The sequence below is a fragment of the Pseudomonas sp. Tri1 genome, assembly GCF_017968885.1.
In the GTDB taxonomy this organism is placed as follows: Bacteria; Pseudomonadota; Gammaproteobacteria; order Pseudomonadales; family Pseudomonadaceae; genus Aquipseudomonas.
The window spans coordinates 1,662,134-1,686,009 of the sequence record NZ_CP072913.1 but is presented as its reverse complement, the minus strand read 5'-3'; the positions used below and the strand labels follow the sequence as shown (position 1 = coordinate 1,686,009).

The 23,876-nt window shown below is 59.6% G+C and carries 18 protein-coding genes and 1 pseudogene; 7 read left to right on the top strand and 12 right to left on the bottom strand.

Annotated elements, in window-relative coordinates; translation table 11 throughout:
- The first annotated feature begins 288 nt into the window (after positions 1-288).
- Complete coding sequence (locus tag J9870_RS07550) at positions 289-561, top strand: hypothetical protein (protein ID WP_210643361.1); 273 nt, start codon at positions 289-291, stop codon at positions 559-561.
- 146 nt (positions 562-707) lie between these two features.
- Here J9870_RS07550 and J9870_RS07545 read toward each other — a convergent pair whose 3' ends face one another.
- Positions 708-2,054: a DEAD/DEAH box helicase gene (locus J9870_RS07545; RefSeq protein ID WP_210643360.1), complete on the bottom strand. Its 1,347-nt coding sequence runs from the start codon at positions 2,052-2,054 to the stop codon at positions 708-710.
- Positions 2,055-2,248: 194 nt separating this feature from the next.
- Here J9870_RS07545 and J9870_RS07540 point away from each other — a divergent pair.
- Positions 2,249-3,537, top strand: a pseudogene (locus J9870_RS07540) (mechanosensitive ion channel family protein); the annotation flags it as partial.
- A gap of 120 nt (positions 3,538-3,657) precedes the next feature.
- Here the strand turns inward: J9870_RS07540 and J9870_RS07535 are convergent.
- From J9870_RS07535 to J9870_RS07520, 4 genes are all read right to left on the bottom strand, one after another.
- The gene (locus J9870_RS07535) at positions 3,658-4,524 is read right to left on the bottom strand and encodes a carboxylate/amino acid/amine transporter (RefSeq protein WP_210643358.1); all 867 of its coding nucleotides are present in this window, start codon (positions 4,522-4,524) and stop codon (positions 3,658-3,660) included.
- Positions 4,525-4,668: 144 nt separating this feature from the next.
- On the bottom strand, positions 4,669-6,537 hold the full coding sequence (locus J9870_RS07530; RefSeq protein ID WP_210643357.1) for an ATP-binding protein: 1,869 nt from the start codon (positions 6,535-6,537) through the stop codon (positions 4,669-4,671).
- Positions 6,538-6,837: 300 nt separating this feature from the next.
- Positions 6,838-7,437, bottom strand: a complete 600-nt coding sequence (locus tag J9870_RS07525; protein WP_210643356.1) for an FMN-dependent NADH-azoreductase — start codon at positions 7,435-7,437, stop codon at positions 6,838-6,840.
- A gap of 152 nt (positions 7,438-7,589) precedes the next feature.
- Positions 7,590-7,904, bottom strand: coding sequence for a 3-phosphoglycerate kinase (locus J9870_RS07520; protein WP_135844231.1), 315 nt, complete (start codon positions 7,902-7,904; stop codon positions 7,590-7,592).
- A 50-nt stretch (positions 7,905-7,954) separates the two neighbouring features.
- Here J9870_RS07520 and J9870_RS07515 point away from each other — a divergent pair, with 50 nt between their 5' ends.
- From J9870_RS07515 to aqpZ, 5 genes are all read left to right on the top strand, one after another.
- Complete coding sequence (locus J9870_RS07515; RefSeq protein ID WP_135844230.1) at positions 7,955-8,878, top strand: LysR family transcriptional regulator; 924 nt, start codon at positions 7,955-7,957, stop codon at positions 8,876-8,878.
- Positions 8,879-8,892: 14 nt separating this feature from the next.
- Positions 8,893-9,696 (top strand): alpha/beta hydrolase, encoded by an 804-nt coding sequence (locus J9870_RS07510; protein WP_210643355.1) that lies wholly within the window; start codon positions 8,893-8,895, stop codon positions 9,694-9,696.
- 4 nt (positions 9,697-9,700) lie between these two features.
- On the top strand, positions 9,701-10,258 hold the full coding sequence (locus J9870_RS07505) for a peptidylprolyl isomerase (RefSeq protein WP_210643354.1): 558 nt from the start codon (positions 9,701-9,703) through the stop codon (positions 10,256-10,258).
- 84 nt (positions 10,259-10,342) lie between these two features.
- The gene (locus J9870_RS07500; RefSeq protein WP_210643353.1) at positions 10,343-12,175 is read left to right on the top strand and encodes an ABC transporter ATP-binding protein; all 1,833 of its coding nucleotides are present in this window, start codon (positions 10,343-10,345) and stop codon (positions 12,173-12,175) included.
- 262 nt (positions 12,176-12,437) lie between these two features.
- Positions 12,438-13,127, top strand: coding sequence for an aquaporin Z (gene aqpZ / locus J9870_RS07495; RefSeq protein WP_210643352.1), 690 nt, complete (start codon positions 12,438-12,440; stop codon positions 13,125-13,127).
- A gap of 16 nt (positions 13,128-13,143) precedes the next feature.
- On the opposite strand, the gene J9870_RS07490 is transcribed toward aqpZ, so the two are convergent.
- The 7 genes from J9870_RS07490 to hrpA form a co-directional block, all read right to left on the bottom strand.
- Positions 13,144-14,268, bottom strand: coding sequence for a GNAT family N-acetyltransferase (locus J9870_RS07490; protein WP_210643351.1), 1,125 nt, complete (start codon positions 14,266-14,268; stop codon positions 13,144-13,146).
- A gap of 149 nt (positions 14,269-14,417) precedes the next feature.
- The gene (locus J9870_RS07485; protein ID WP_246883084.1) at positions 14,418-15,515 is read right to left on the bottom strand and encodes an RHS repeat-associated core domain-containing protein; all 1,098 of its coding nucleotides are present in this window, start codon (positions 15,513-15,515) and stop codon (positions 14,418-14,420) included.
- A gap of 295 nt (positions 15,516-15,810) precedes the next feature.
- Positions 15,811-17,121 (bottom strand): porin, encoded by a 1,311-nt coding sequence (locus tag J9870_RS07480; RefSeq protein ID WP_210643350.1) that lies wholly within the window; start codon positions 17,119-17,121, stop codon positions 15,811-15,813.
- Positions 17,122-17,408: 287 nt separating this feature from the next.
- Positions 17,409-17,645 (bottom strand): zf-HC2 domain-containing protein, encoded by a 237-nt coding sequence (locus tag J9870_RS07475; RefSeq protein WP_210643349.1) that lies wholly within the window; start codon positions 17,643-17,645, stop codon positions 17,409-17,411.
- A complete protein-coding gene (locus tag J9870_RS07470) occupies positions 17,639-18,250 on the bottom strand; it encodes an RNA polymerase sigma factor (RefSeq protein ID WP_210643348.1) in 612 nt (203 codons plus the stop codon). The genes J9870_RS07475 and J9870_RS07470 overlap by 7 nt, the downstream gene beginning before the upstream one ends.
- A gap of 85 nt (positions 18,251-18,335) precedes the next feature.
- Entirely contained in the window at positions 18,336-19,457 is a 1,122-nt protein-coding gene (locus tag J9870_RS07465; RefSeq protein WP_210643347.1) for a beta-ketoacyl-ACP synthase III, read from the bottom strand.
- Positions 19,458-19,797: 340 nt separating this feature from the next.
- On the bottom strand, positions 19,798-23,709 hold the full coding sequence (hrpA, locus tag J9870_RS07460) for an ATP-dependent RNA helicase HrpA (RefSeq protein WP_210643346.1): 3,912 nt from the start codon (positions 23,707-23,709) through the stop codon (positions 19,798-19,800).
- Positions 23,710-23,876 lie beyond the last annotated feature (167 nt).

The window sequence follows — 23,876 nt, the reverse complement described above, 5'->3', positions numbered from 1 at the left end:
TGCATTGCGACAGACATATTGTTAGCCTCCTAGCTAATAAAGCACTTACATCCTGTATGAAGGAGCGACCCAGCGTTGCAGGCATAGGGCTACCAGTCGCCTTTCTCCATGGTAGACGACGGTTTAATATCGGCTAGGAAAGTTCTGAAAAAAGACACCCGTTCATGGTTGGGCCTACGCAGTAATGGGAAACCTGCCAAGCGGCAGCCAACATGGCGGCTAATGAACTTTCCACCCAACAACGGCCTCAACCCATTACCTGCCCAACAAGGAATATGAGGCCCTGCCATGAAAACCCTCTTGAAACTCACCCTGGCCGCCACCCTTACCTGCGCCCTGCCCGCCTGGGCCTGCACCCCCGAGGAAGCCACCGCCAAGCGAGAGCTACTGGCCCAGGAAGTGAGCAAACTCACCGAGCAGAACCCGGCCAAGGCCAAGGAGATCAACGACGAGTTGCAGAACATGGACCTGAAAACCGCCAGCAAAGACTTGCCGGACAAGTGCCAGTTGATTGATAAGCGTCTGGAAGAATTGAAGAACGCAGAAAAGAAAGCTGGGTGACTCCCCGGGTTTTCGAACGTAGCCAGCTTTTGTGGTGAGGGGATTTATCCCCTCACCACAGGGTTCTGCGTCGAACTGAAGCTTGAGTTTCACCCATAAAAAAACCGGACCCAAGGTCCGGTTTTTTATCAAGCGCTAGCGCCAACTCACTCAGCCGCAGGCGCCTCTGGCTTGCGGCGCTTGAGCGGGGCCATGCCGTCCTTGCTGACCAGCGACAGGGCGTCGGTCTTCGGGCGGTTGGCGATTTTGCGTTTGGTTGGAGCCTTGGCGCCGGTTTTCTTTTTGTCGCCCTTGGCGTCGACTTTTTTCTTCTTCACACCGACGGCCTTGCCCGAGGCCTTGACCTTTTTCGGTCCGCCGTAGGTGCCTTTGACTTCCTTGATGGTGCGGCGCTCGAAGCTCTGCTTGAGGTAGCGCTCGATGCTCGACATCAGGTTCCAGTCGCCGTGGCAGATCAGCGAGATCGCCAAGCCGTCGTTACCGGCGCGGCCGGTACGACCGATGCGGTGCACGTATTCGTCGCCGCTGCGGGGCATGTCAAAGTTGATGACCAGGTCCAGGCCGTCCACGTCCAGGCCGCGGGCGGCGACGTCGGTGGCCACGAGGATTTTCACGCCGCCCTGCTTGAGGCGGTCGATGGCCAGCTTGCGGTCTTTCTGGTCTTTATCGCCATGCAGCACGAACGCCTTGTATTCCTGGGCGACAAGACGCCCATAGATACGGTCGGCCATGGCCCGGGTGTTGGTGAAGACGATGGCTTTCTGGTAGGTCTCGTTGGCCAGCAACCAGTTCACGATCTGTTCTTTGTGCTGGTTGTGGTCGGCGGTGATGATCTGCTGGCGAGTGGTGGCGTTCAGTTGGCTGACCGCGTTGAGCTGCAAGTGCTCGGGGTTGTTCAGCACCTTGGCGATCATTTCCCGCAGGCCCGAACCGCCGGTGGTGGCGGAGAACAGCATGGTTTGCTGGCGGTTGGTGCATTCGTCCACCAGGCGCTGGACGTCTTCGGCAAAACCCATGTCCAGCATGCGGTCGGCTTCATCGAGCACCAGCACTTCGACTTCCTTCAGGTCGAGGTTGCCGGCGTTCAATTGCTCGATCATCCGCCCCGGCGTACCGATCAGAATGTCTGGCACTTTGCGCAGCATGGCGGCCTGGACCTTGAAGTCTTCGCCACCGGTGATCAGGCCGGACTTGATGAAGGTGAACTGCGAGAAACGCTCCACTTCCTTCAAGGTCTGCTGGGCCAGTTCACGGGTCGGCAGCAGGATCAGGGTCTTGATGCTGACGCGAACCTTGGCCGGGCCGATCAGGCGGTTGAGGATCGGCAACACGAACGCAGCGGTCTTGCCGCTGCCGGTCTGCGCCGTCACCCGCAGGTCACGCCCCTGGAGCGCGAGCGGAATAGCCGCTGCCTGCACCGGCGTTGGCTCGACAAATTTAAGCTCGGCCACGGCTTTGAGCAGGCGTTCGTGCAGGGCGAATTGGGAAAACACGGGTGCTACCTCGAAGAAATGCAAAAAAACAGCTGCATAGGGTAACGGTTTCGAGCGCGAAGGCCGAGTTTCTTTATACAAACGCCGACAATCAGTGGCTTTTTTTTGCCGCCAATAGCCCTTCAACGGTCACTTGGACAGTCTTAAATGCTCTAATCGCCCCATCGCGTCTCTATAGAAGAACCGTTTCGTCCATGGACATCAAACAACTCTGGGTCAACCTCCAAGACCTCTGGGGTGCCCTTGACCGGCACCCGCTCCTGCATTCCAGCCTCGCCCTGATGTTGCTGCTGGTTATTGCCCTGGTGCTTGGCCGCGTGGCGCGCTACCTGATTTTGCACGCCGCCAAATTGCTGGGTCGCCAACCGGCCCTGCATTGGATCAACGACCTGCGCCAGAACAAAGTCTTCCATCGCCTGGCCCAGATGACGCCGTCACTGATCATCCAGTTCGGCCTGCACCTGGTGCCGGAACTGAGCAAGACCAGCCTGATTTTCCTGGGCAATGTCGCCCTGGCTTTCACCATTTTGTTCATGGTGCTGGCCCTCAGTGCCCTGCTCAGCGCCCTGCTGGACGTCTACGCTCGCACCGAGCATGCACGTACCCGCTCGATCAAAGGCTACGTGCAACTGACGAAGATGGTGCTGTATGTATTTGGCGCGATCATCATCGTTGCCACCCTGATCGACCGCTCGCCACTGTTGCTGCTGTCGGGCCTGGGTGCGATGTCGGCAGTAATCCTGTTGGTCTACAAGGACACGCTGCTGTCGTTCGTCGCCAGCGTCCAACTGACCAGCAACGACATGTTGCGGGTCGGCGATTGGATCGAGATGCCCCAGGTCGGCGCCGATGGAGACGTGGTGGATATCACGCTGCACACGGTCAAGGTACAGAATTTCGACAAGACCATCGTCTCGATCCCGACCTGGCGCCTGATGTCCGAGTCGTTCAAGAACTGGCGCGGCATGCAGCAATCCGGTGGGCGACGGATCAAGCGCAGCCTGTTCATCGACGCCAGCGGCGTGCGCTTTCTGCACGACGAGGAAGAACAGCGCCTGACCCAGGTGCGCCTGCTGACCGACTACATCGGCCGTAAACAGGCCGAGCTCAAGGCCTGGAACGAAGCCCAGGGCAACGTCGCGGCGATGTCGGCCAACCGTCGGCGCATGACCAACCTCGGCACCTTCCGTGCCTACGCCCTGGCCTATTTGAAAAGCCACCCGGAGATCCAGCCGAACATGACGTGCATGGTCCGTCAGCTGCAGACCACGGCCCAAGGCATCCCGCTGGAAATCTACTGCTTCACCCGCACGACGGCGTGGACCGACTACGAGCGTATCCAAGGGGATATTTTCGATTACCTGCTGGCGGTGATGCCGGAATTCGGGTTGAACCTGTACCAGCAGCCCAGCGGCATGGATCTGCGCTCGGGGTTGCTGCCGGCGGTGCTGGGGGCGAGCCACCTGCCAGATCCGCAGAAGCAGGTGGTTTGAGTCCACCACAGACCCCCTGTGGGAGCGAGCTTGCTCGCGATAGCGGCGAATCAGTCAGCCTCTATGTTTCTGACACACCGCTATCGCGAGCAAGCTCGCTCCCACAGGGGTCAGTGTGCAGTATGGAGTTGCCGTATACCCAACCGACTGATCCACACCGCCGCCACTATCACCGACCCGCCCAGCAGCAACCGCCCCAACTCCTCGTGCTGGTTCCAGATCAGCAGGTTCAACAGCAGCCCCACCGGCACGTGCAGGTTGTTCATCACTGCCAGCGTCCCGCCGCTGACCAGGCAGGCGCCTTTGTTCCACCAATACAGTCCCAGCGCAGTAGAGACCAGGCCAAGGAACACCAGCACGCCCCATTGCAGCGGGGCTTCGGGCCAGAAGTCTGCCTTGCCGAACAGCAGGAAGGCCGGCAACGCCACCGCCAGCGCGCCGAGGTAGAAGTAGCCGAACCGTCGATAGTGCGGCAGGTCGCTCGGGTGACGAGCCACCAGGTGTTTGTATAGCACCTGCCCGGCCGCGTAGGTGAAGTTGGCCAGTTGCAGCAGCAAAAAGCCCATGAAGAAATCCGGGTTGATCCGGTCATAGCGAATCACCGCCGCGCCAGCCACGGCCACCAGTGCCGCGATCAGTGCCCAGGGGTTGAAGCGACGGTTCAGCGTGTCTTCGATCAAGGTCACGTGCAGTGGCGTGAGGATGGTGAAGAGCAACACCTCGGGCACAGTCAGCACCCGGAAGCTCAAGTACAGGCAGACGTAGGTCACGCCAAACTGCAAGGCGCCGATCAACAGCATGCCGCGCATGAACGATGGCTCCACCTGGCGCCAGCGCGTCAGCGGAATGAACACCAGCCCCGCCAGCACAACCCGCACCAGCACCGCGAAATAACTGTCCACATGCCCGGCCAGGTATTCGCCGATCAGGCTGAAGGAAAACGCCTGGATCAGCGTCACAAAAAGTAGATAGCCCATACGCCCCTCATCTCGAATGGCGGCGAAGATAGCGGTTTTGAACGGGGGGAGCGAGCTTACCCGCGATGGCGGTGCGACAAGTCGATAAGAGATGGCGGCTCACATACCGCAATCGCGGGCAAGCTCGCTCCCACGGATATCCCATTAACTTGGAATTTCATCCACGATCGAAGGGCTGGCCTGGCGCAGTTGCCGGTAGTTGGCGGCGCGCTGGAGTACTCGGGTCAAAGCCTGGAAGTTTGCCGGTTTGGTTAAGATGTCATCGGCACCGGCGGCCCTGAAACGCTCTATCTCGCTCGAAAAGGCGCTCGCGGTGAAAGCAACGATGTAGCAAGTATCGCCCCGTGGTAATTCACGGATTTTGCGCACGGCCTCCATTCCATCCATGACGGGCATGTTGATATCCATCAAAATGATCTCTGGCATCGACGTCATGCAACGATTGACCGCTTCCAGGCCATCAGACGCAAGGTCGGGGGCATAACCCAACTCTTGTAGCATCGCCATCGCCACTTTCTGGCTCACCGGATGGTTCTCCACCAGCAGGATATCGAGCGGATAATCCTCGGCAAACGACGAGTCGAAGCCAACCGTTGCATGATCATCCCTGAGGGGTATTTCCGAGACGGAAAAAAGCGCCAGGGGGAGAGAAAAGGAGAATGTCGAGCCAACACCAGGCTCGCTGGTGAAAGATAAAGTCCCCTGCTGCGCCTCAAGCAGGTTCTTACAGATAGAAAGACCCAGCCCACTCCCAGTGAAGCGTTGGCTAGCCGCCCCTTTGAACTGGGCGAAAGGCTTGAACAGGTTGTCTTGCCGCTCCATGGGGATACCGATGCCAGTATCGCGTATGGCGAAGTCGAGGCGCGCTTGAGGACCGTGACCGCTGGTGGTGACCAGGAGGGATACTTTTCCGGCTTCGGTAAATTTGACCGCGTTGCCCAGCAAGTTGATCAATATCTGGCGAAGGCAATCAATATCGGTTTTGACCAAAGGCGGTACGTCCGGGGAGAACTGGGCGTCCAGGACGATGGGTTTGTCCTGAATACTTTGCCGGATCATTTCCATGCAGGATGAAACCAGAACTCTCACTTCGAAAACACGCGGTTTCAATTCAAGTTTGCCCGCTTCGATTTTTGCCAGATCGAGGATGTTATCAATAAGAGACAGCAGGGTCCGGCCACTGGAATGAATCGTTGTGAGAAGGCGACGTTGTTCGGGATCCAGCGCGGAGCGGGCCAGCAACTCGGTGGCGCCAATGACACCGTACATGGGGGTGCGGATTTCATGACTCATGGTGGCCAGGAATCTGGTTTTTGAACGATCAGCGTCTTCGGCGGCATTTTTTGCCTGATTCAATACGTGTTCGTTGACTCGCAGTTGCTGGAGATGAGCACGCATGCGTAAAAGGATGAAAGCGAGAAAGACCAGGATGGCAAGGATGATATGGTACAGAGAGTCATGATTAAGTTGTTGGTAGTAGTCCGCCAAAGTAATTTCCGCGCCGACAACATACACCGTACCGTCGTGCGATTTTAGTGGGACAAAGACTGCGCGAAAATCACCCCAATGATCCGAATAGTCGATCCAGGTTGGCTTGGTGCGCTCAAAACTGTCGAGTAAAGCCTGGCTGGCATCGGGATAAGGATCGAAAAAGCGCACGAAATTCTTCTCTTGAATTTCTTTCTGCGATGCGCTGGAACTGACGAGATACGCTTCTGCGCCCCGTTTGATCACGCTATAGACAAACGCGGTGCCCATGGACTCGTTGAAGCTGGAGAGCCGTTGAATGGTGTCCCAATCTTGCTCTGGCGATTTGGATTGTTTATCGACCAGGTTGTCGTGGTAACGGTCGCCGAGAATAGCCGAAGCGCCCAGCGCGGCATGCAGCAACTTGTTATTAATATTGTCAGTAAGGACGCTTTGCGTCTCGACATAGAGGTAGTAGATGTAGCCACCGGCCCCGATGAGGTAGACCAGGAATAAAGCCCAGGTCTTGCGTTTGACTTTGAACATATCACAGCCTCCCTACTGCAATTGCGCGCATAAATTACCACAGCAGGCGCCGCGAGACTTGGCCAAATCCAAGTGAGTCTGCGACCCGCACATTTTTCCTGCCCTCTGGACTTAGGAGGCCGCTCAGTCTAAGGCAGCGTTATTCTATTTCCCAAAAAAAAAGCCCGATCTCGCTAAAGCGTTCAATCGGGCTACTGCACTCAGGAGCAACAAGTGCAAAGGGAGGTTCGATGCGCAAAACGGTTTGAAGGGAAGCGCCAGGTCAATAGACCACCTGGCGATTATCCGAGGATTAACGGATCAGGCGACCTGGGACAGTTTGGCGTTGGCCTGATTCAACCCTTTCTCCTGGAAGTCGCCGCCCAGGTTCATGCCTTCGGCATGGATGAAGGTCACATCGTGAATACCGATGAAGCCCATGACTTGGCGCAGGTAAGGTTCCTGGTGGTCGGTGCTGCCACCGGCATGGATGCCGCCGCGGGCGGTCAGCACAAAGGCGCGCTTGCCGGCCAGCAGGCCTTGAGGGCCGGTGGGGGTGTACTTGAAGGTCACGCCGGCACGCAGCACGTGGTCGAGCCAGGCTTTCAAGGTGCTGGGGATGGCGAAGTTGTACATCGGTGCTGCCATCACCAGGACGTCGGCGGCCAGCAATTCATCGGTCAACTGGTTGGAGCGTTCCAGCGAGGCATTTTCAACCTCGTTGCGCTGCTCGGTAGGCTTCATCCAGCCACCCAGCAAACTGGCATCCAGATGGGGCACCGGATTGATCGCCAGGTCGCGAACGCTGATTTCGTCGGCCGGGTGCGCAGCTTTCCACTGGCTGATGAAAGTCTGGGTGAGTTGACGGGAAACCGAGTCTTGCTGGCGGGCACTGCTTTCGATGATCAGAACGCGGGACATGGCTTGTAGGCTCCATCTGGGAATGTTGTCAGTCGATGGAGTGAAGGTTAAACGCGAGCATATCGATGAAAAAGCGCAAATAATTGCTGTAAAGCATCGATAATTTCGTTTATAAGCGGAGCAAGCAACGCGTTGCCTGCCCCGCTGCCGGGCTATTTCGGCTGACAGGTCAGCTTGATGCGCAGCTTGATGATGTTGCGGTTGAACTTGGCCGTGGCGTTCTTGAACTTACCGGCGGCCACTTCGATCTTGCGGGTGCGCGGTGCTTCGGGGCCATTGCTGAAGACCACGGTACAGGCCGCGTCAGTGCTGCCGTAGTTATTGACCTGGATGGAACCGATGTCGGCATCGGTGTCATAGGCGTTGTAGTCGATGCTCAGGCCGTTGAGGTGTTTTTCCACATCAATCGGATAGGCAAACGCAGTCAGCGGCAACAGGGCCAGCACCGCACAACAGATTTTCTTCATTCGGCAGTCTCCACCAAGGGACCGCCAGCTTAGGACAAGAGGAGCTCAATATGAAAGCGCCCCGCGTGACCCTTGATCAATGGCGAACATTGCAGGCCGTGGTGGATCACGGCGGCTTCGCCCAGGCCGCCGAGGTGCTGCACCGCTCCCAGTCGTCGGTGAGTTATACCGTGGCCCGCATGCAGGATCAGCTCGGCGTACCGTTACTGCGGATCGACGGGCGCAAGGCCGTGTTGACCGAGGCCGGCGGCGTGCTGCTGCGCCGCTCCCGGCAACTGGTGAAACAGGCCAGCCAGCTGGAAGACCTGGCCCATCACATGGAGCAAGGCTGGGAAGCGGAAGTGCGCCTGGTGGTCGACGCCGCCTACCCCACCGCCCGCCTCGTTCGGGCCCTGACGGCGTTTATGCCGCAGAGCCGCGGCTGTCGGGTACGGTTGCGCGAAGAAGTGTTGTCGGGCGTTGAGGAAGTGTTGCTCGAAGGCGTAGCCGATCTGGCCATCAGCGGCTTCAGCATTCCCGGCTATCTGGGGGCGGAATTGAGCGACGTGGAGTTCGTCGCGGTGGCCCATCCCGAACACGCCTTGCATCGCCTCAACCGCGAGCTGACTTTCCAGGATCTGGAGAGCCAGTTGCAAGTGGTGATCCGCGACTCCGGACGCCAGCAACCGCGCGACGTTGGTTGGCTCGGTGCCGAACAACGCTGGACCGTCGGCAGCCTGGCCACCGCCGCGACGTTCGTTGGCAGCGGCCTGGGCTTCGCCTGGCTGCCCCGGCACATGATCGAGCGGGAACTCAAGGAAGGCACGCTTAAACGGCTACCCTTGGATCAGGGCGGCAGCCGCAACCCGAGCTTCTATTTGTATTCGAACAAGGAAAAACCCCTGGGCCCGGCCACGCAAATCCTTATCGAATTGCTGCGCACCTTCGACACCGCGCCGCTGGATGCGCCGTTCGCCGCCCCTGAACAAGCCTGACAAGGACTTCGCCGATGGCCTATTTCGAACATGAAGGTTGCAACCTGCACTACGAGGAATACGGCCACGGCGCACCCTTGCTGCTGGTCCATGGCTTGGGCTCCAGCACCCGGGACTGGGAAAAGCAGATCCCGGTGTTGTCCGCCCATTACCACTTGATCGTGGTGGATGTGCGCGGCCACGGTCGCTCTGACAAGCCGCGGGAGCGCTACAGCATCGAAGGCTTCAGCGCCGACCTGATCGCCCTGATCGAACATCTGGGCCTAGGTCCTGTGCACCTGGTGGGCTGGTCCATGGGCGGCATGATCGCTTTTCAGTTGGCGGTGGACGAACCCCAACGGGTCAAGAGCCTGTGCATCGTCAACAGCGCCCCGCAAGTCAAAGTTCGCACGCTCGACGACTGCTGGCAGTGGTTCAAGCGCTGGAGCCTGATGCGCATTCTCAGCCTGGAGACCATCGGCAAGGCCCTGGGCGCGAAATTGTTTCCCAAGCCTGAGCAAACCGAGTTACGCCTGGAAATGGCTCGGCGCTGGGCAAAAAACGACAAACGTGCTTATCTCGCCAGCTTCGATGCCATCGTGGGCTGGGGTGTCCAGGAACGACTGTCGCAAGTCGCCTGTCCAACCCTCATCATTTGCGCCGACCATGACTACACCCCGGTGGCGCTGAAAGAAGCCTATGTAAAGCTGCTGCCCGATGCACGGCTGGCGGTTATCGCCGATTCCCGGCACGCTACCCCGCTGGATCAACCCGAACGCTTCAACCAAACCCTGCTCGAATTCTTGACCGCAACCGATTCCACCACTCAGGATCATTGAACCCATGCTGAAAAAAATCGCCCTCGCCGCCGGTACCGTACTGTTTGCCGCCAACCTGATGGCTGCGCAGCCGACCAAGGCACCACACGTACTGCTTGAAACCACCAACGGCCAGATCGAAATCGAACTGGACCCGGTCAAGGCGCCCATCAGCACCAAGAACTTCCTGGAGTACGTGGACAGCGGCTTCTACAACAACACGATTTTCCACCGTGTGATCCCGGGCTTCATGATCCAGGGCGGCGGTTTTACTCAGCAAATGCAGCAGAAAGAAACCAAAGCTCCGATCAAGAACGAATCGAAAAACGGTTTGCATAACGTCCGCGGCACCCTGTCCATGGCCCGCACATCCGTGCCCGATTCGGCCACCAGTCAGTTCTTCGTGAACGTCAAGGACAACGATTTCCTCGACACTGGAGACGGCTATGCCGTCTTCGGCAAGGTCGTCAAAGGGATGGACGTGGTGGACATCATCGTCAACTCGCCAACCACTCAGCGCGGCGGCATGAAAGACGTGCCGGCCGATCCTGTGTTCATCAAGTCGGCCAAGCGCATCGACTGAAGAGGCACACGGCAAGCCTGAGCGGCGGCGGTGATCCCGCGCCGCTCACAGCAATAAGGAGAGCCCCTGCCAGGGCATTTACAAATGGTTTATCGCCGCTTCGAAAAACTGATCGATATCTTCCGCGACGCACCGACTTCGGCCCCACCGAACCGCGTCCTGCCCTTCTACACGTACTACCTGAAACAAGTCTGGCCCAGCTTCGCCGTGCTGCTGGTGGTGGGCCTGATCGGCGCGCTGATCGAGGTGGCGCTGTTCAGCTACCTGAGCCGCATCATCGACCTGACCCAGGGCACGCCCAACGTCGACTTCTTCAAGCTCCATGGCCTCGAACTGGCCTGGATGGCCGTGGTGGCACTGGTCTTTCGGCCGATTTTCGTGGCCCTGCATGACCTGCTGGTGCACCAGACCCTGAGCCCCGGCATGACCAGCCTGATCCGCTGGCAGAATCACAGCTACGTGCTCAAGCAGAGCCTGAACTTCTTCCAGAACGACTTCGCCGGGCGCATCGCCCAGCGCATCATGCAGACCGGCAACTCCCTGCGCGACTCGGCCGTGCAGGCCGTGGATGCCCTTTGGCACGTGCTGATCTACGCCATCAGTTCCCTGGTGCTGTTCGCCGAAGCCGACTGGCGCCTGATGATCCCGCTGCTGATGTGGATCGCCGCTTACATCGCTGCCCTCTGCTACTTCGTGCCACGGGTCAAGGAGCGCTCGGTGGTGTCGTCCGACGCCCGCTCCAAGCTCATGGGCCGGATCGTCGACGGCTACACCAATATCACCACCCTGAAGCTGTTCGCCCACACCAACTTCGAACAGCAATACGCCCGCGAAGCGATTCAGGAACAGACCGAAAAAGCCCAGTTGGCCGGCCGCGTGGTGACCAGCATGGACGTGGTCATCACCACCATGAACGGCATGCTGATCGTCGGCACCACGGCGCTGGCGCTGTGGCTGTGGACTCAATCGCTGATCAGCGTCGGCGCCATTGCCCTGGCGACCGGGCTGGTGATCCGCATCGTCAACATGTCCGGCTGGATCATGTGGGTGGTCAACGGCATCTTCGAAAACATCGGCATGGTCCAGGACGGTTTGCAGACCATCGCCCAGCCGGTCAGCGTCACCGACCGCGACCAGGCCAAGCCCCTGGCGGTGGCCCGCGGCGAGGTGCGTTTCGAGCATGTGGACTTCCACTATGGCAAGAAAAGCGGGGTGATCGGCGACCTCAACCTGACCATCAAGCCCGGCGAGAAAATCGGCCTGATCGGCCCTTCCGGAGCGGGTAAATCCACCCTGGTCAACCTGCTGCTGCGCCTCTATGACGTGCAGGGCGGGCGCATTCTCATCGATGGCCAGGACATCGCCGAAGTCGGCCAGGAAAGCCTGCGCGAGCGCATCGGCATGATCACCCAGGACACCTCGCTGCTGCATCGCTCGATTCGCGACAACCTGCTGTACGGCAAGCCCGACGCCACCGATGCGCAGCTCTGGGAAGCCGTGCGCAAGGCCCGCGCCGATGAATTCATCCCACTGCTGTCGGACGCCGAAGGCCGCACCGGCTTCGACGCCCATGTGGGCGAGCGCGGCGTGAAACTGTCCGGCGGCCAGCGCCAGCGCATCGCTATCGCGCGGGTACTGCTCAAGGACGCGCCGATCCTGATAATGGACGAAGCGACGTCGGCGCTGGACTCGGAAGTCGAGGCGGCGATCCAGGAAAGCCTGGAGACCTTGATGCAAGGCAAGACCGTGATCGCCATCGCCCACCGCCTCTCCACCATCGCCCGGATGGACCGGCTGGTGGTGCTGGAAAACGGCCGCATCGCCGAAACGGGTAGCCATGCTGAACTGCTGGCCCATGGCGGATTGTATGCGCGGTTGTGGCAGCATCAGACAGGTGGGTTCGTGGGGATCGATTGAACCAACCAGACGCCATATGAAACCAGGATGAATCAGCAATACTGAAAAATTCTGTCCAGAATCCATATTGCCCACACCGCAACGACATACTCCCCGCCGACCACGGCCAAAACCGCCACAGTCCATGACTCTGGCGGTTTTTTTAATGCCGCTGGATTTGTCGCAACGCTCTGCTGTACTCAGCTCAGGTTCTGGAGATGAACCTGTCGTAATTCTGCTGGATGCATAACCGATTATCACGACTGTTCTATCAAGGATGCTTATGTCTTTACTCAAACGTTCAACGACTGAGTTGTTGGGTACGTTCTGGCTGGTACTGGGCGGCTGCGGCAGCGCGGTATTGGCCGCCTCCGGGATTGGCGTGCTGGGAGTTGCCCTGGCGTTCGGCCTGACGGTGTTGACCATGGCCTTCGCCATCGGCCATATCTCGGGCTGTCATCTGAACCCGGCGGTGTCGGTGGGCTTGTACGTGGGCGGGCGGTTTCCGGCCAGGGAGTTGCCCGCCTACATCATCGCCCAAGTCATCGGTGGCGTGCTGGCCGCTGCGTTGATCTACTTCATCGCCAGCGGCAAGGAAGGCTTTGACCTGGCCACTTCCGGCCTGGCAGCGAACGGTTACGGCGAGCACTCGCCCGGTGGCTATTCGATGGCGGCCGGTTTTGTCACCGAGCTGGTCATGACGGCGATGTTCATCCTGATCATCCTTGGCGCCACCGATAAGCGTGCACCAGCCGGGCTGGCGCCGATTGCCATCGGCCTGGCCCTGACGCTGATTCACCTGATCTCGATCCCGGTCACCAACACTTCGGTCAACCCGGCCCGCAGTACCGGACCGGCGCTGATCGTTGGTGGTTGGGCCATCGAGCAACTGTGGCTGTTCTGGGTCGCACCGCTGCTGGGCGCGGTCATCGGCGGAGTCTCGTACCGCTGGCTGGGCCAGGAAAGCCGCTGAGTCATACCTGCGAAAATCAGCACTGCCGATAAGGCAGTGCTGTTTTCGCCTCCTCGGCATAGGCCAGCACCCCCTCCTGTTCCCGGGCGAGAAAATCTTCAACCGCGGCTTTCAAACCGGGATGACGCAGGTAATGCCACGAGCGGGTAATCACCGGTTCGAACCCGCGAATCAATTTGTGCTCGCCCTGGGCACCGGCATCGAAACGCTGCAAGCCATGGGCAATCGCGTAGTCCATGCCCTGGTAGAAACAAGTCTCGAAGTGCAAACGGTCAAACTCCGCCAGGCAGCCCCAGTAGCGCCCGTAGAAACTGTCGCCACCCACCAGGCTGAACGCCATCGCCACCGGCCGCGAACCTTGCTTGGCCAGCACCACGCGAATGGCCTCGGGCATGCGTTCGGCCAGCAGGCTGAAGAATGTCCGGGTCAAATAGGGCGCCTGCCGTCGTATCGCATAAGTGTTGGCATAACAGGCGTAGACAAAATCCCACTGTGCCTCGTCCAACTGATGACCTTCTAGCCATTCGAACTCGATGCCCTGCCCCGCCACCTGTTCACGCTCCTTGCGCATCTGCTTGCGCTTGCGGGAACTGAGCGCATCGAGGAAATCCTGGAAGTCCCGATAACCGCGATTGCGCCAGTGATACTGGCAACCGATCCGCTGCAACCAGCCCTCCTGCCCGGCCAGCGCCGTGTCGGTGAAGGCATCGGTGAAGTTGATGTGAGCGCTGGAAAGCCCTTCGATTTCCAGATAACCCGGCAGGCTGCCCAACAATTCCAGGCCGTCCTCCACACAGGCCGCCAGCAATCGCGGACCGCTGACCGGACTGAACGGCACCGCCGTCAGCAGCTTGGGGTAGTACTCGATCCCGGCCCGGGCGCAGGCGTCAGCCCAGGCGTGGTCGAACACGTACTCGCCGTAGGAATGCCACTTGCGATAACTGGGCAAGGCCGCCAACAGACGACCGTCCTCAATGTGCAGCAAATGCTCCGGCTGCCAACCGGAATACGCGCCCAGGCTGGCGCTGTCTTCCAGGGTGCTCAGGAAGGCGTGGCGCAGGAACGGCTGATTGGCGGGCACCAGCGCGTCCCATTCTTGAGGCGCGATGGTGGACAGACTTTTCAAGACTTGAAGCGGCATGCGGTTCCTCGACATCCGGACGGCGATGGGGCGAGTATCGCCGATCTGGACTGAATGATACGAGGAACAGGCACTTTTCGACGACTGTAACTGATCATTATCCCAATTGGATAACAATTATCAGACCTTGTCGCTATACACGAGCAATGTCAGTTCCTGTTTCCGTTCCGTATTTCTTCAATCTCGACTCCCAAGTACCTCCTGCCTTCGCCCGGGGGGCGCTTGACACCTTTCCTTGCCTCATTGTCTTTGGCTTGCCAGTCTAAAAAAACAGCATACTTTTCTTCATCTTGTATACCTTCTAATATAGCCATTCTTTTTGCAGATCTTTTGACTGCTCTTCGCCCATATTTCGTTATTAACTTTTCACCTCGATGTTCTTTAGCAAAGTCAAGCGCCTCAAAATCCTCTGCATAAAATTTCTTATACATAGCATATTTTTTTTCATCCTTACCTTTAAACTGCGCAGCGAGTTCCAACTGCAAGTTGGCCCTCATCTCCAAATTATTTACATCTTTACGCCTAATAGGAAGCAGGCTCGTCGGCCTATTTTTTTCATGCGGATTGAGGCGGAGAACCCTGGGCAGCTCCTGAGCACCCGGAGTTGCAGTGGTAATTCTATTTGATCCGAATAGACCTCTGAAGCCACGTGAGACAATTCCAAAGAGAGTATGCCCCGTCGGATCCACACTATTTATCGGATCCCCCACACAATACATATACGCATTCAAGCCCCCTTCACCAAAAGGGCTCAAGCTGTCTGGACTGTGAAACCTCATCAACAGCGGATTAAAGACTCGATAACCGTTGCCCAGCAAGTACCAACCGGTTTGTGTCTCACGCCGCTCACCGTTGTAACCAAAGGGGCTGCTCACCGCTGCGTCAGCCGTGCGATGGCCGTATGCTGAATACGCGATTGCCTTGACAGCATCCTGGCTGACCTCAACCAGCACGCTGTTCTTGTCATCCCCCGCCAGCAATAGAGGCGTTTGCTCACCGCCGACCTGCTGTTCGGCGAGCACGGTGCCCTCTGCCCTCAGGAAGGTACGGCTGACGCCTCCCTGGATCTCGTTCGCCAGCTCATCGTTGCGGTAGAACCGATGCTCTTTACCGCTCGAAGTACTGCGTCCAGTCAACGTGTCCAGCGCGTCATAGTGGAATCTGAAAGCCGGTTCGCCGGACGATGCATTGGCATCGGGCGAGGATTCATTGGACGTACGTTGCCCTTTTTTATCTTGACCAGCCATGTTGCTCTCCATCTTCACCGTTGGCTGCCATCGGCCGCTCATGGCGCTTCGTTTCGACAAGCACAGTGAGTACTGCCGAATTCCCAGACGCTGCCCATCGTTTTTCGACTGGACAAAGTAAGCGCCTTTTTCAAATGCCACGAAACTGTCAAGGTTGACAGGTGGTCGCCCATCCAGTTGTCCTAGGAAACGTGGCAAACGAGCCCGAACAGGCTAAAAAAAACCCCGCCAGAGGCGGGGTTCAAAGGAGCGCTTTAACGGATGAAGTCAGAGCGGTGTATCAAGTCAGTGCGATTTAGAACACGTACTGGGCACGCACAACCACACCTTTGCCGTCGTCATCGCCGTTGGCGTTGGTGACGTTGTCGGTCTTGGCCTTGACGTAAGCGGCAGTGATTTTCACCGCTTCGTTGGCGTACCAGTTCACGCCCAGGTTGTGCACCTTGGCCTCGGCATCGCCGACGTCGCGGGTGGCGGAAGCAGTGGTGATGTTGTCGTCTTCGACGGTCATGCTGTCGAAGCGATAGAACACTTCCCACGCGCCGATGGATTTGTTCTGGGGCTTGATCGCATCAAACTTGCCGACTTTATAACCACGGGACTCACCCGTGAGGGTGTAGGCGCCCTGGACGTAGAAGCCGTGGCCTTTGATGTCTTCGAAACCATCGGCATCAGCCTTGGTCTTGCGGGTGATGTATTCACCCTGGACCGAAGCCGGGCCCATGGCGAAAGCGGCTTCCAGGCCCAGAGCGGTATCACGGTCGTAGGAGCCGGCTGGCGAGTTGTTGGCGCCGCCCAGTACCGGACGGTTGCCGTTAGGGCCGGCGTCGTTACCACCCAGGGTTTCAACGCCACGCATGCCCAGGCGGGAGCGATAACGTGCGTCGAATGCGGTATCCGAAACGTCACGCGAGGCCACGTTCAAACCAAAGTGCAGCACGTTGCCAGCGTCGTGCATCGGTGCGAAGACGAAACGACCGTTGACTTGCTTGACGCTGTTGCCGTCGGTGTCGTCGGTGTCCTTGCTGAACACACCGGCCGAGGCGTAGAACGAATCGGCGAAGGTGCTGGAGGCTTGCAGGCCCAGGCCGTTCTGATGGCTGTTGGCCCAGTCGATCAAGTCGTAAGCGGCGTTACGCTCAGGCGCGGTCACCCACTTGGAGCTGGTGGCTTTTTCCAGGCCGAAGTCGGGGTCAAAACGACCGACCTTGATCGAAACCGGCTTGAAGCCGTTGTAGGCCAGGGACGCTTCGTCGAAATAGCCGTTATCGGAGTCGCCACTGTTGTGGGACATGTCGTAGTTGATGGTGTAGGCCCAATCCGTGTACAGCACGCCGGACAGTTCCAGGAAGGCGCGGCGAATGTAAGCGGCGTCAGCCTTGTCGCCATTGTCGGTGTAGATACCGTCGAACTGGCTGTAGTCAGCCTGCAAACGACCGCCGAGCTTGAAGCTGAACTCTTTGTCAGTGGTAGCGACCTCGAGGCCGCCCTTGGTCTTGACCACGATATCGGCGCCGTCGGTGGTGACGGTACCGGCGAAAGCCTGGGCGGTTACTGCCATGGCCAGTGCGCTGGCGGCAACACCTGCGAAGTGCTTACGAATCATCGAAGAATTCCCCTGTTGGTAGTCTATGCGTTAGAAAACACGCGGAACTGGGCCCGCTGGTGTTGGGAGGGGATCTTGGCGATGGGTTGTGTCAGCGCAGTTGCTGTCAGATAAAGATTTTATGACAACGGAACTTTTTACTTCGAAAGGGAATAACCGGTACGGCTATGGAACCTGTGGGAGCGAGCTTGCTCGCGATAGCGGTGGGTCAGTCAACACTACGCTGGCTGATCCGTCGCTATCGCGAGCAAGCTCGCTCCCCCAGAGGGTGGGTGATGGATTGAGGTTTAGCGGATGTCTTTGCGACGCTCGGCGGCAAGTTTTTCGGCGAGGTGATCCAGGTCTGGAATCGGTGGTTGCGGCAATTTTCTGAGGGTCGCCTGCATCAGGCGCATCTGGCGGATAAAACGCCGGCAGTTGGGGCAGAACAGCAGGTGATGCCGCACCATCAGGCGTTCACGAAAGCTTAACTGGCCGTCGAGATAATCGCTGGAGCGCGCCACTTGTTCCTTGCAGGTCAGCATTCGCCGGTTTCCTCGAAATGTTCAACGGTCGCGAAGACCTTCAGCCGGGCGCGATGCAATAGCACGCGTACGTTGGAGAGCGAGATGCCCAGAAGATTACAGATTTCTTCCAGTTCCAGCCCCTGGCGTTCACGCAGGGTCAACACACTGCCTTGCAGTTCCGACAGGCTGAGCAAGGTGTGTTCGAGGCAATCGCGCAACTCGCTCATCGTGAGCAACGCCTCCGGGGTGTCCTGGTGCCAGGCGAACGGCGCCAGCAGCCAATGACCATCGGCGGCGAAACGATCATCGCCCAGGGTGCCGTGGGGCGATGGCAGATCGTCCAGCAGCACTTCCCGGCGGTTCTGCTTGTAGCGGCCCTTGGCGGCATTGGCAGTGATGGTCAGCAGCCAGGTCTTGAGGCTGGAACGCCCCTGGAAGCCGCTGAGATTGCGCACCACCGACAGCCACGCGTCCTGCACCACTTCATCGGCATGGCGACCGCCGACGATGGCGTAGGCCACGGCGCGCATCGGGCCCTGGTAGGCGCTGACCAGTTCCTTGTAGGCCTGCTGCTCACCGGCCAGGAGGCGTGGGAGCAATTGGGTATCATCGGTGACCGTCATTCAACGCCCTATTGCTGGATGGATCGCTGTTGTAGCGAGGGGATAAATCCCCTCGCCACAATAAATCCCTTTGTCACCGCAACAATCAATGCTTACGCAAAATCACGCTACCAATCGAATAGCCGGCGCCAAACGAGCTGAGCACGGCAACCGAGCCGCTGGGCAGGTCATCCTGGTAGGTGTGGAAGGCAATCACCGATCCGGCGGAACTGGTGTTGGCGTAGCGGTCGAGGATCACTGGCGCTTCCTGTTCGGTGGCTTCGCGCCCCAACAATTTGCGCACGATCAGGTGATTCATGCTCAGGTTGGCCTGGTGCAGCCAGAAGCGCTTCACGTCGCCGACATTCAGTTGGTTCTCTTCCAAATGGGTACCGATCAGCTCGGCGACCATCGGGCAAACGTCGCGGAACACTTTGCGGCCTTCCTGGACGAACAGCTTGTCGCGGCCGCCGACGCCCTCTTCTGCCGCACGGTTGAGGAAGCCGAAGTTGTTGCGGATGTTGTTGGAGAACTTGGTCAGCAGCTTGGTGCTGACCACGTCGAACTGGTACGGCGAGGTCGCCAGGTCCGCTCGCTCGATGATCACGGCGGTGGCCGCGTCGCCGAAGATGAAGTGGCTGTCGCGGTCGCGGAAGTTCAGGTGGCCGGTGCACACCTCCGGGTTGACCATCAAAATCGCCCGGGCCTGGCCCAACTGCACGCTGTTGGCCGCAGCCTGGATGCCGAACGTCGCCGAGGAGCAGGCCACGTTCATGTCGAAACCAAAACCTTCGATCCCCAGGGCTTCCTGGACTTCGATGGCGATGGCCGGGTACGCGCGCTGCAGGTTGGAGCAGGCGACGATCACGCCATCGATGTCGGCCGCGGTGCGACCGGCGCGCTCTAGCGCCTGTTTTGCCGCGCCGACCGCCATTTCACACAGCACCGACCACTCGTCATTGGAGCGCTCAGGCAGACGTGGCGTCATGCGTTGCGGATCGAGGATACCTTCCTTGTCCATGACAAAGCGGCTCTTGATGCCCGAGGCCTTTTCGATGAACGCCGCGTTGGATTCGGTCAACGCCTCGACTTCACCGCGCTCGATGGCCTCGGCGTTGTCAGCGTTGAACTGGGCGACATAGGTATTGAAGGATTGCACCAGCTCTTCGTTGGAGATGCTGTTGGCCGGGGTGTACAGGCCGGTGCCACTGATGACGACGTTATGCATGGTCGTGTCTCTGATCTGTTCAGGCAGAAAGCATTGGCACCGACGTACCAATACACAAAGGGTCTTTTCCCATCCAGGGGAAGCAGACCTGGCAGTGCTTTATTCCGATCCGCCCGGGGCAGTGAAGCTCAAAAACCACGGGACCGGCATTTATAGCCGCGAAGTTTGCCACAAACGCTGGCGTTTGGCCCATTCTCAGTGAGCTACACCAACTAACCCTGTGGGAGCGAGCCTGCTCGCGATAGCGGTGGATTACTCAGTATTTATGTCGACTGACACAACGCTATCGCGAGCAGGCTCGCTCCCACAGGGGTTAGTAGTGTTCATCTGGTTTGTGGCATCAACCCTCCACCTGCCCCCACTGCTTACTCAAGCGCTTATCGGAAATCGGCACCTTGGTCCCCAGTTGCTGGGCGAACAGCGAAACCCGGTATTCCTCCAGCCACCAGCGGTACAACTCCAGTTGCGGGTCGCGCTTGCCTTCCTGGAGGTGTTTGCTGGCTCGGGTCTGGTATTGGGCCCAGAGGTTCGACAACTCACCGCTCCAGACCCGGTCTTTCTGCACCTGGCTACCCAGCTTCTCGAAACGTTGCTCGATGGCCTTGAGGTAGCGCGGCAGTTCCTTGAGCCATTGATGCGGGGTTTCGCGGACGAAGCCCGGGTACACCAGGTGGCTGAGCTGCTGCTTGATATCGTTCAGCGCCACGGCCTGGGCCAGGTCGATCTTGCCCTTGAAGCGTTTTTGCAGGCCGTGCCAGAGCTTGAGAATGTCCAGGGTCAGCTTCGCCAGGCGCTCAGCGTGCTCGGCCCAGCCACCGCGCTTGCGCTCGGCCAGCGAAGCCAGCGCGGCGCCATCACGGGGCAGGCTCGCTTCGCCTTCCAGCACGCAACTGTCGAGGCTGACCAGCAGGATGTCTTCCACCAGGCTGTCGATGCGGCCCAAGTCGCGGTACAACAGGCCCAACTCTGTCAGGCCGGGCAGCTTGCCGCGCAGGAACTTGGCCGACTCGGCCAACTGCTGCATCAACAAACGCTGCAAGGCGCGGCGATGCTGAAACTCGGCTTCGGCCGGAGTCGGGAAACGCCCCTCCTTGACCACGCCACCCTCTTCCACCAGCGCCGGGTACACCGTCATCGACAGCCCAGCGATCTTCTGTTGGGTTTTCTCTGCCACCGGCGCGAAAATTTTCGCCTCCACTGGCGCCTGGCTTTTTGCCGTTTGCGGCACGGCCAATGCCGCCTGGCTGGCTTCGGCAAAGCGCGCCGTCAGTTCGGCCAGGTCGCGGCCTTCGCCAAGGAACTTACCCTGGCCATCGACGATTTCCAGGTTCATGCGCAGATGGCTTTCCACCTGCTGCGCCGCTTCCGCCCAGGCTTCGTCGCTGACCCGCGCGCCGGTCATGCGCAGCAGTTCGCGGCCCAGGGACTGCGGTAACGAGCCCTCGGCGAAGGTGATGCGTTGCAGCGCCGCCTTGACGAAGTCCGGCACTGGCACGAAATTCTTGCGCAGGGCCTTGGGCAGGTTGCGCACCAGGGCGATGCATTTGGCCTCGATCATTCCCGGCACCAACCATTCCAGGCGCTCCGGCGGCAGCATCGGCAGCAACGGCGCCGGCACTCGCAGGGTCACGCCATCGCGGGGATGGTTGGGCTCGAAGTGATAGCTCAGCGGCAAGGTCAGGTCGCCAACGCGCAACGTGTCCGGATAGTACGCGGCAGTGACTTCACTGGCCTCGCGCGCCAGCACGTCTTCTTCACGCATGATCAGCAACTGCGGGTCTTTCTGGCTGTTGATCCGGTACCAACTGTCGAAGGTCGCGGTCTGGTGGATCTCGGCCGGCAGGCGCGCATCGTAGAAGGCGAACAGGGTTTCTTCGTCCGCCAGGATGTCGCGACGGCGGGCCTTGGCTTCCAGTTCGTCGAGCTGCTCCAGCAGTTTGGTATTGGCACTCAGGCACTTGGCCTTAGACTGGATCTCGCCACGCACCAGCGCCTCGCGGATGAACAGTTCCCGCGATACCACCGGGTCCACTGGCCCGTAATGCACCGGCCGGCGACCGACGACGATCAGCCCGAACAGGGTGATCTGCTCATACGCCACCACTTGCCCGCGCTTCTTCTCCCAATGGGGTTCGAAGTGATTTTTCTTGATCAGGTGCCCGGCCAGCGGCTCGATCCAGTCCGGTTCGATCTTGGCCACCATGCGCGCGTAGAGCTTGGTGGTTTCCACCAGCTCGGCGGTCATCAGCCACTGCGGACGCTTCTTGCCCAGGCCCGACGACGGATGGACCCAGAACCGCCGCTGGCGGGCGCCGAGGTAATCGCCGTCTTCGGTTTTCTGGCCGATCTGGCTCAACAACCCCGAAAGCACCGCTTTGTGCAGTTTCGGGTAATCGGCCGGTTCTTTATTGAGGCTCAACTGCATGTCGCGGCAGATCAGGCTCAACTGACGGTGGGAATCGCGCCACTCGCGCAGGCGCAGGTAATTGAGGAAATTCTTGCGGCACCAGTTGCGCAGCGGGCTGGCGGTCAGGGCCTGGCGCTGCTCTTCGAAACCACGCCACAGGTTGACCAGCCCGGCGAAATCCGAGTCCACATCCTTCCATTGGGCGTGAGCCTGGTCGGCCGCTTGTTGGCGCTCCGGCGGACGCTCGCGCGGATCCTGGATCGACATGGCGCTGGCGACAATCAACACTTCCTGCAGGCTGCCCAGTTTCGCCGCTTCCAGCAGCATGCGGCCCATGCGCGGGTCCACCGGCAGGCGCGCCAATTGCCGACCGAGCGGGGTCAATTGGCTGTTGCGGTCAACCGCCGACAACTCTTGCAGCAGGTTGAAACCGTCGCTGATGGCCTTGCCGTCCGGCGGCTCGATGAACGGGAAATCGGTGATCTCACCCAGGCGCAGATGCAGCATCTGCAAAATCACCGCCGCCAGGTTGGTGCGCAGGATCTCCGGGTCGGTGAATTCCGGCCGGCCGAGGAAGTCCTCTTCGCTGTACAGCCGCACACAGATCCCCGGCTCGACCCGCCCGCAGCGGCCCTTGCGCTGGTTGGCGCTGGCCTGGGAGATGGCTTCGATGGGCAGCCGCTGGACCTTGGCGCGATAGCTGTAGCGGCTGATGCGCGCGGTGCCGCTGTCGATCACGTAGCGGATGCCCGGCACAGTGAGCGAGGTTTCTGCAACGTTGGTCGCCAGGACCACGCGACGGCCTGGGTGGGACTGGAAGATGCGCTGCTGTTCGGCCGGCGACAGGCGCGCGTACAGCGGCAGAATCTCGGTGTGCTTGAGCTGGGCCTTGCGCAGCATTTCCGCCGCGTCGCGAATCTCCCGCTCGCCCGGCAGGAACACCAGCACATCGCCAGGGCTGCGGCGCTCGCTGCGCTCATAGGCGGCGATTTCATCGAGGGTGGCGAGGATCGCCTGGTCGACGGTCAGGTCGTCCTCGACGCGGTTGCCTTCTTCGTCCTGCTCCAGGGTCAACGGGCGATACCAGGTTTCCACCGGGAAGGTACGGCCCGAGACTTCCACGATCGGCGCGTCATCGAAGTGCTTGGAGAAGCGCTCCAGGTCGATGGTCGCCGAGGTGATGATGACCTTGAGGTCCGGGCGGCGCGGCAGCAGGGTCTTGAGGTAGCCGAGCAGGAAGTCGATGTTCAGGCTGCGTTCGTGGGCTTCGTCGACAATGATCGTGTCGTAGCGTTCGAGGTAGCGGTCGTTCTGGGTCTCGGCCAGCAGGATGCCGTCGGTCATCAACTTGATCAGGGTGTTGGCGTCGCTCTGGTCCTCAAAGCGCACCTGATAACCCACCAGCGCCCCCAACGGAGTGGCCAGTTCCTCGGCCACCCGACTCGCAACGCTGCGGGCGGCGATCCGGCGTGGCTGGGTGTGGCCGATCAAGCCATGTTGGCCCCGGCCGATTTCCAGGCAGATCTTCGGCAACTGCGTGGTTTTACCCGAGCCGGTTTCGCCGGCGATGATCAGCACCTGATGCTTGAGCAACGCGTCCTTGATTTCGTCGCGCTTGGCGGCAATCGGCAAATTGTCGTCATAGCGGATCACCGGCAGGCTCGCCTTGCGCGCCAGCACCTGATCGCACGACGCCTGCATGCGCGTCACCCACTGGGCCAGCTTGGCCTCATCGGGTTTCTTGCGCAGCTCGAGCAACTGGCGCCGCAACCGGTGACGGTCGGCGAGCATGGCGTGGTCGAGGTTTTTCAGCAGCTTGTCGATAGCGGGGGCTTGGTCAGTCATCAGGTACGCAAGGGTCGTCGGTTTGTGCAGGGGGCCGATTGTCGCAGATTTGCGGCTATTGCGCCGACACATGGCGACCTGCCCACCGCCATACCCTGTGGGAGCGAGCTTGCTCGCGATAGCGGTGGATCAGCCAGCGTTAATGTTGACTTACACACCGTTATCGC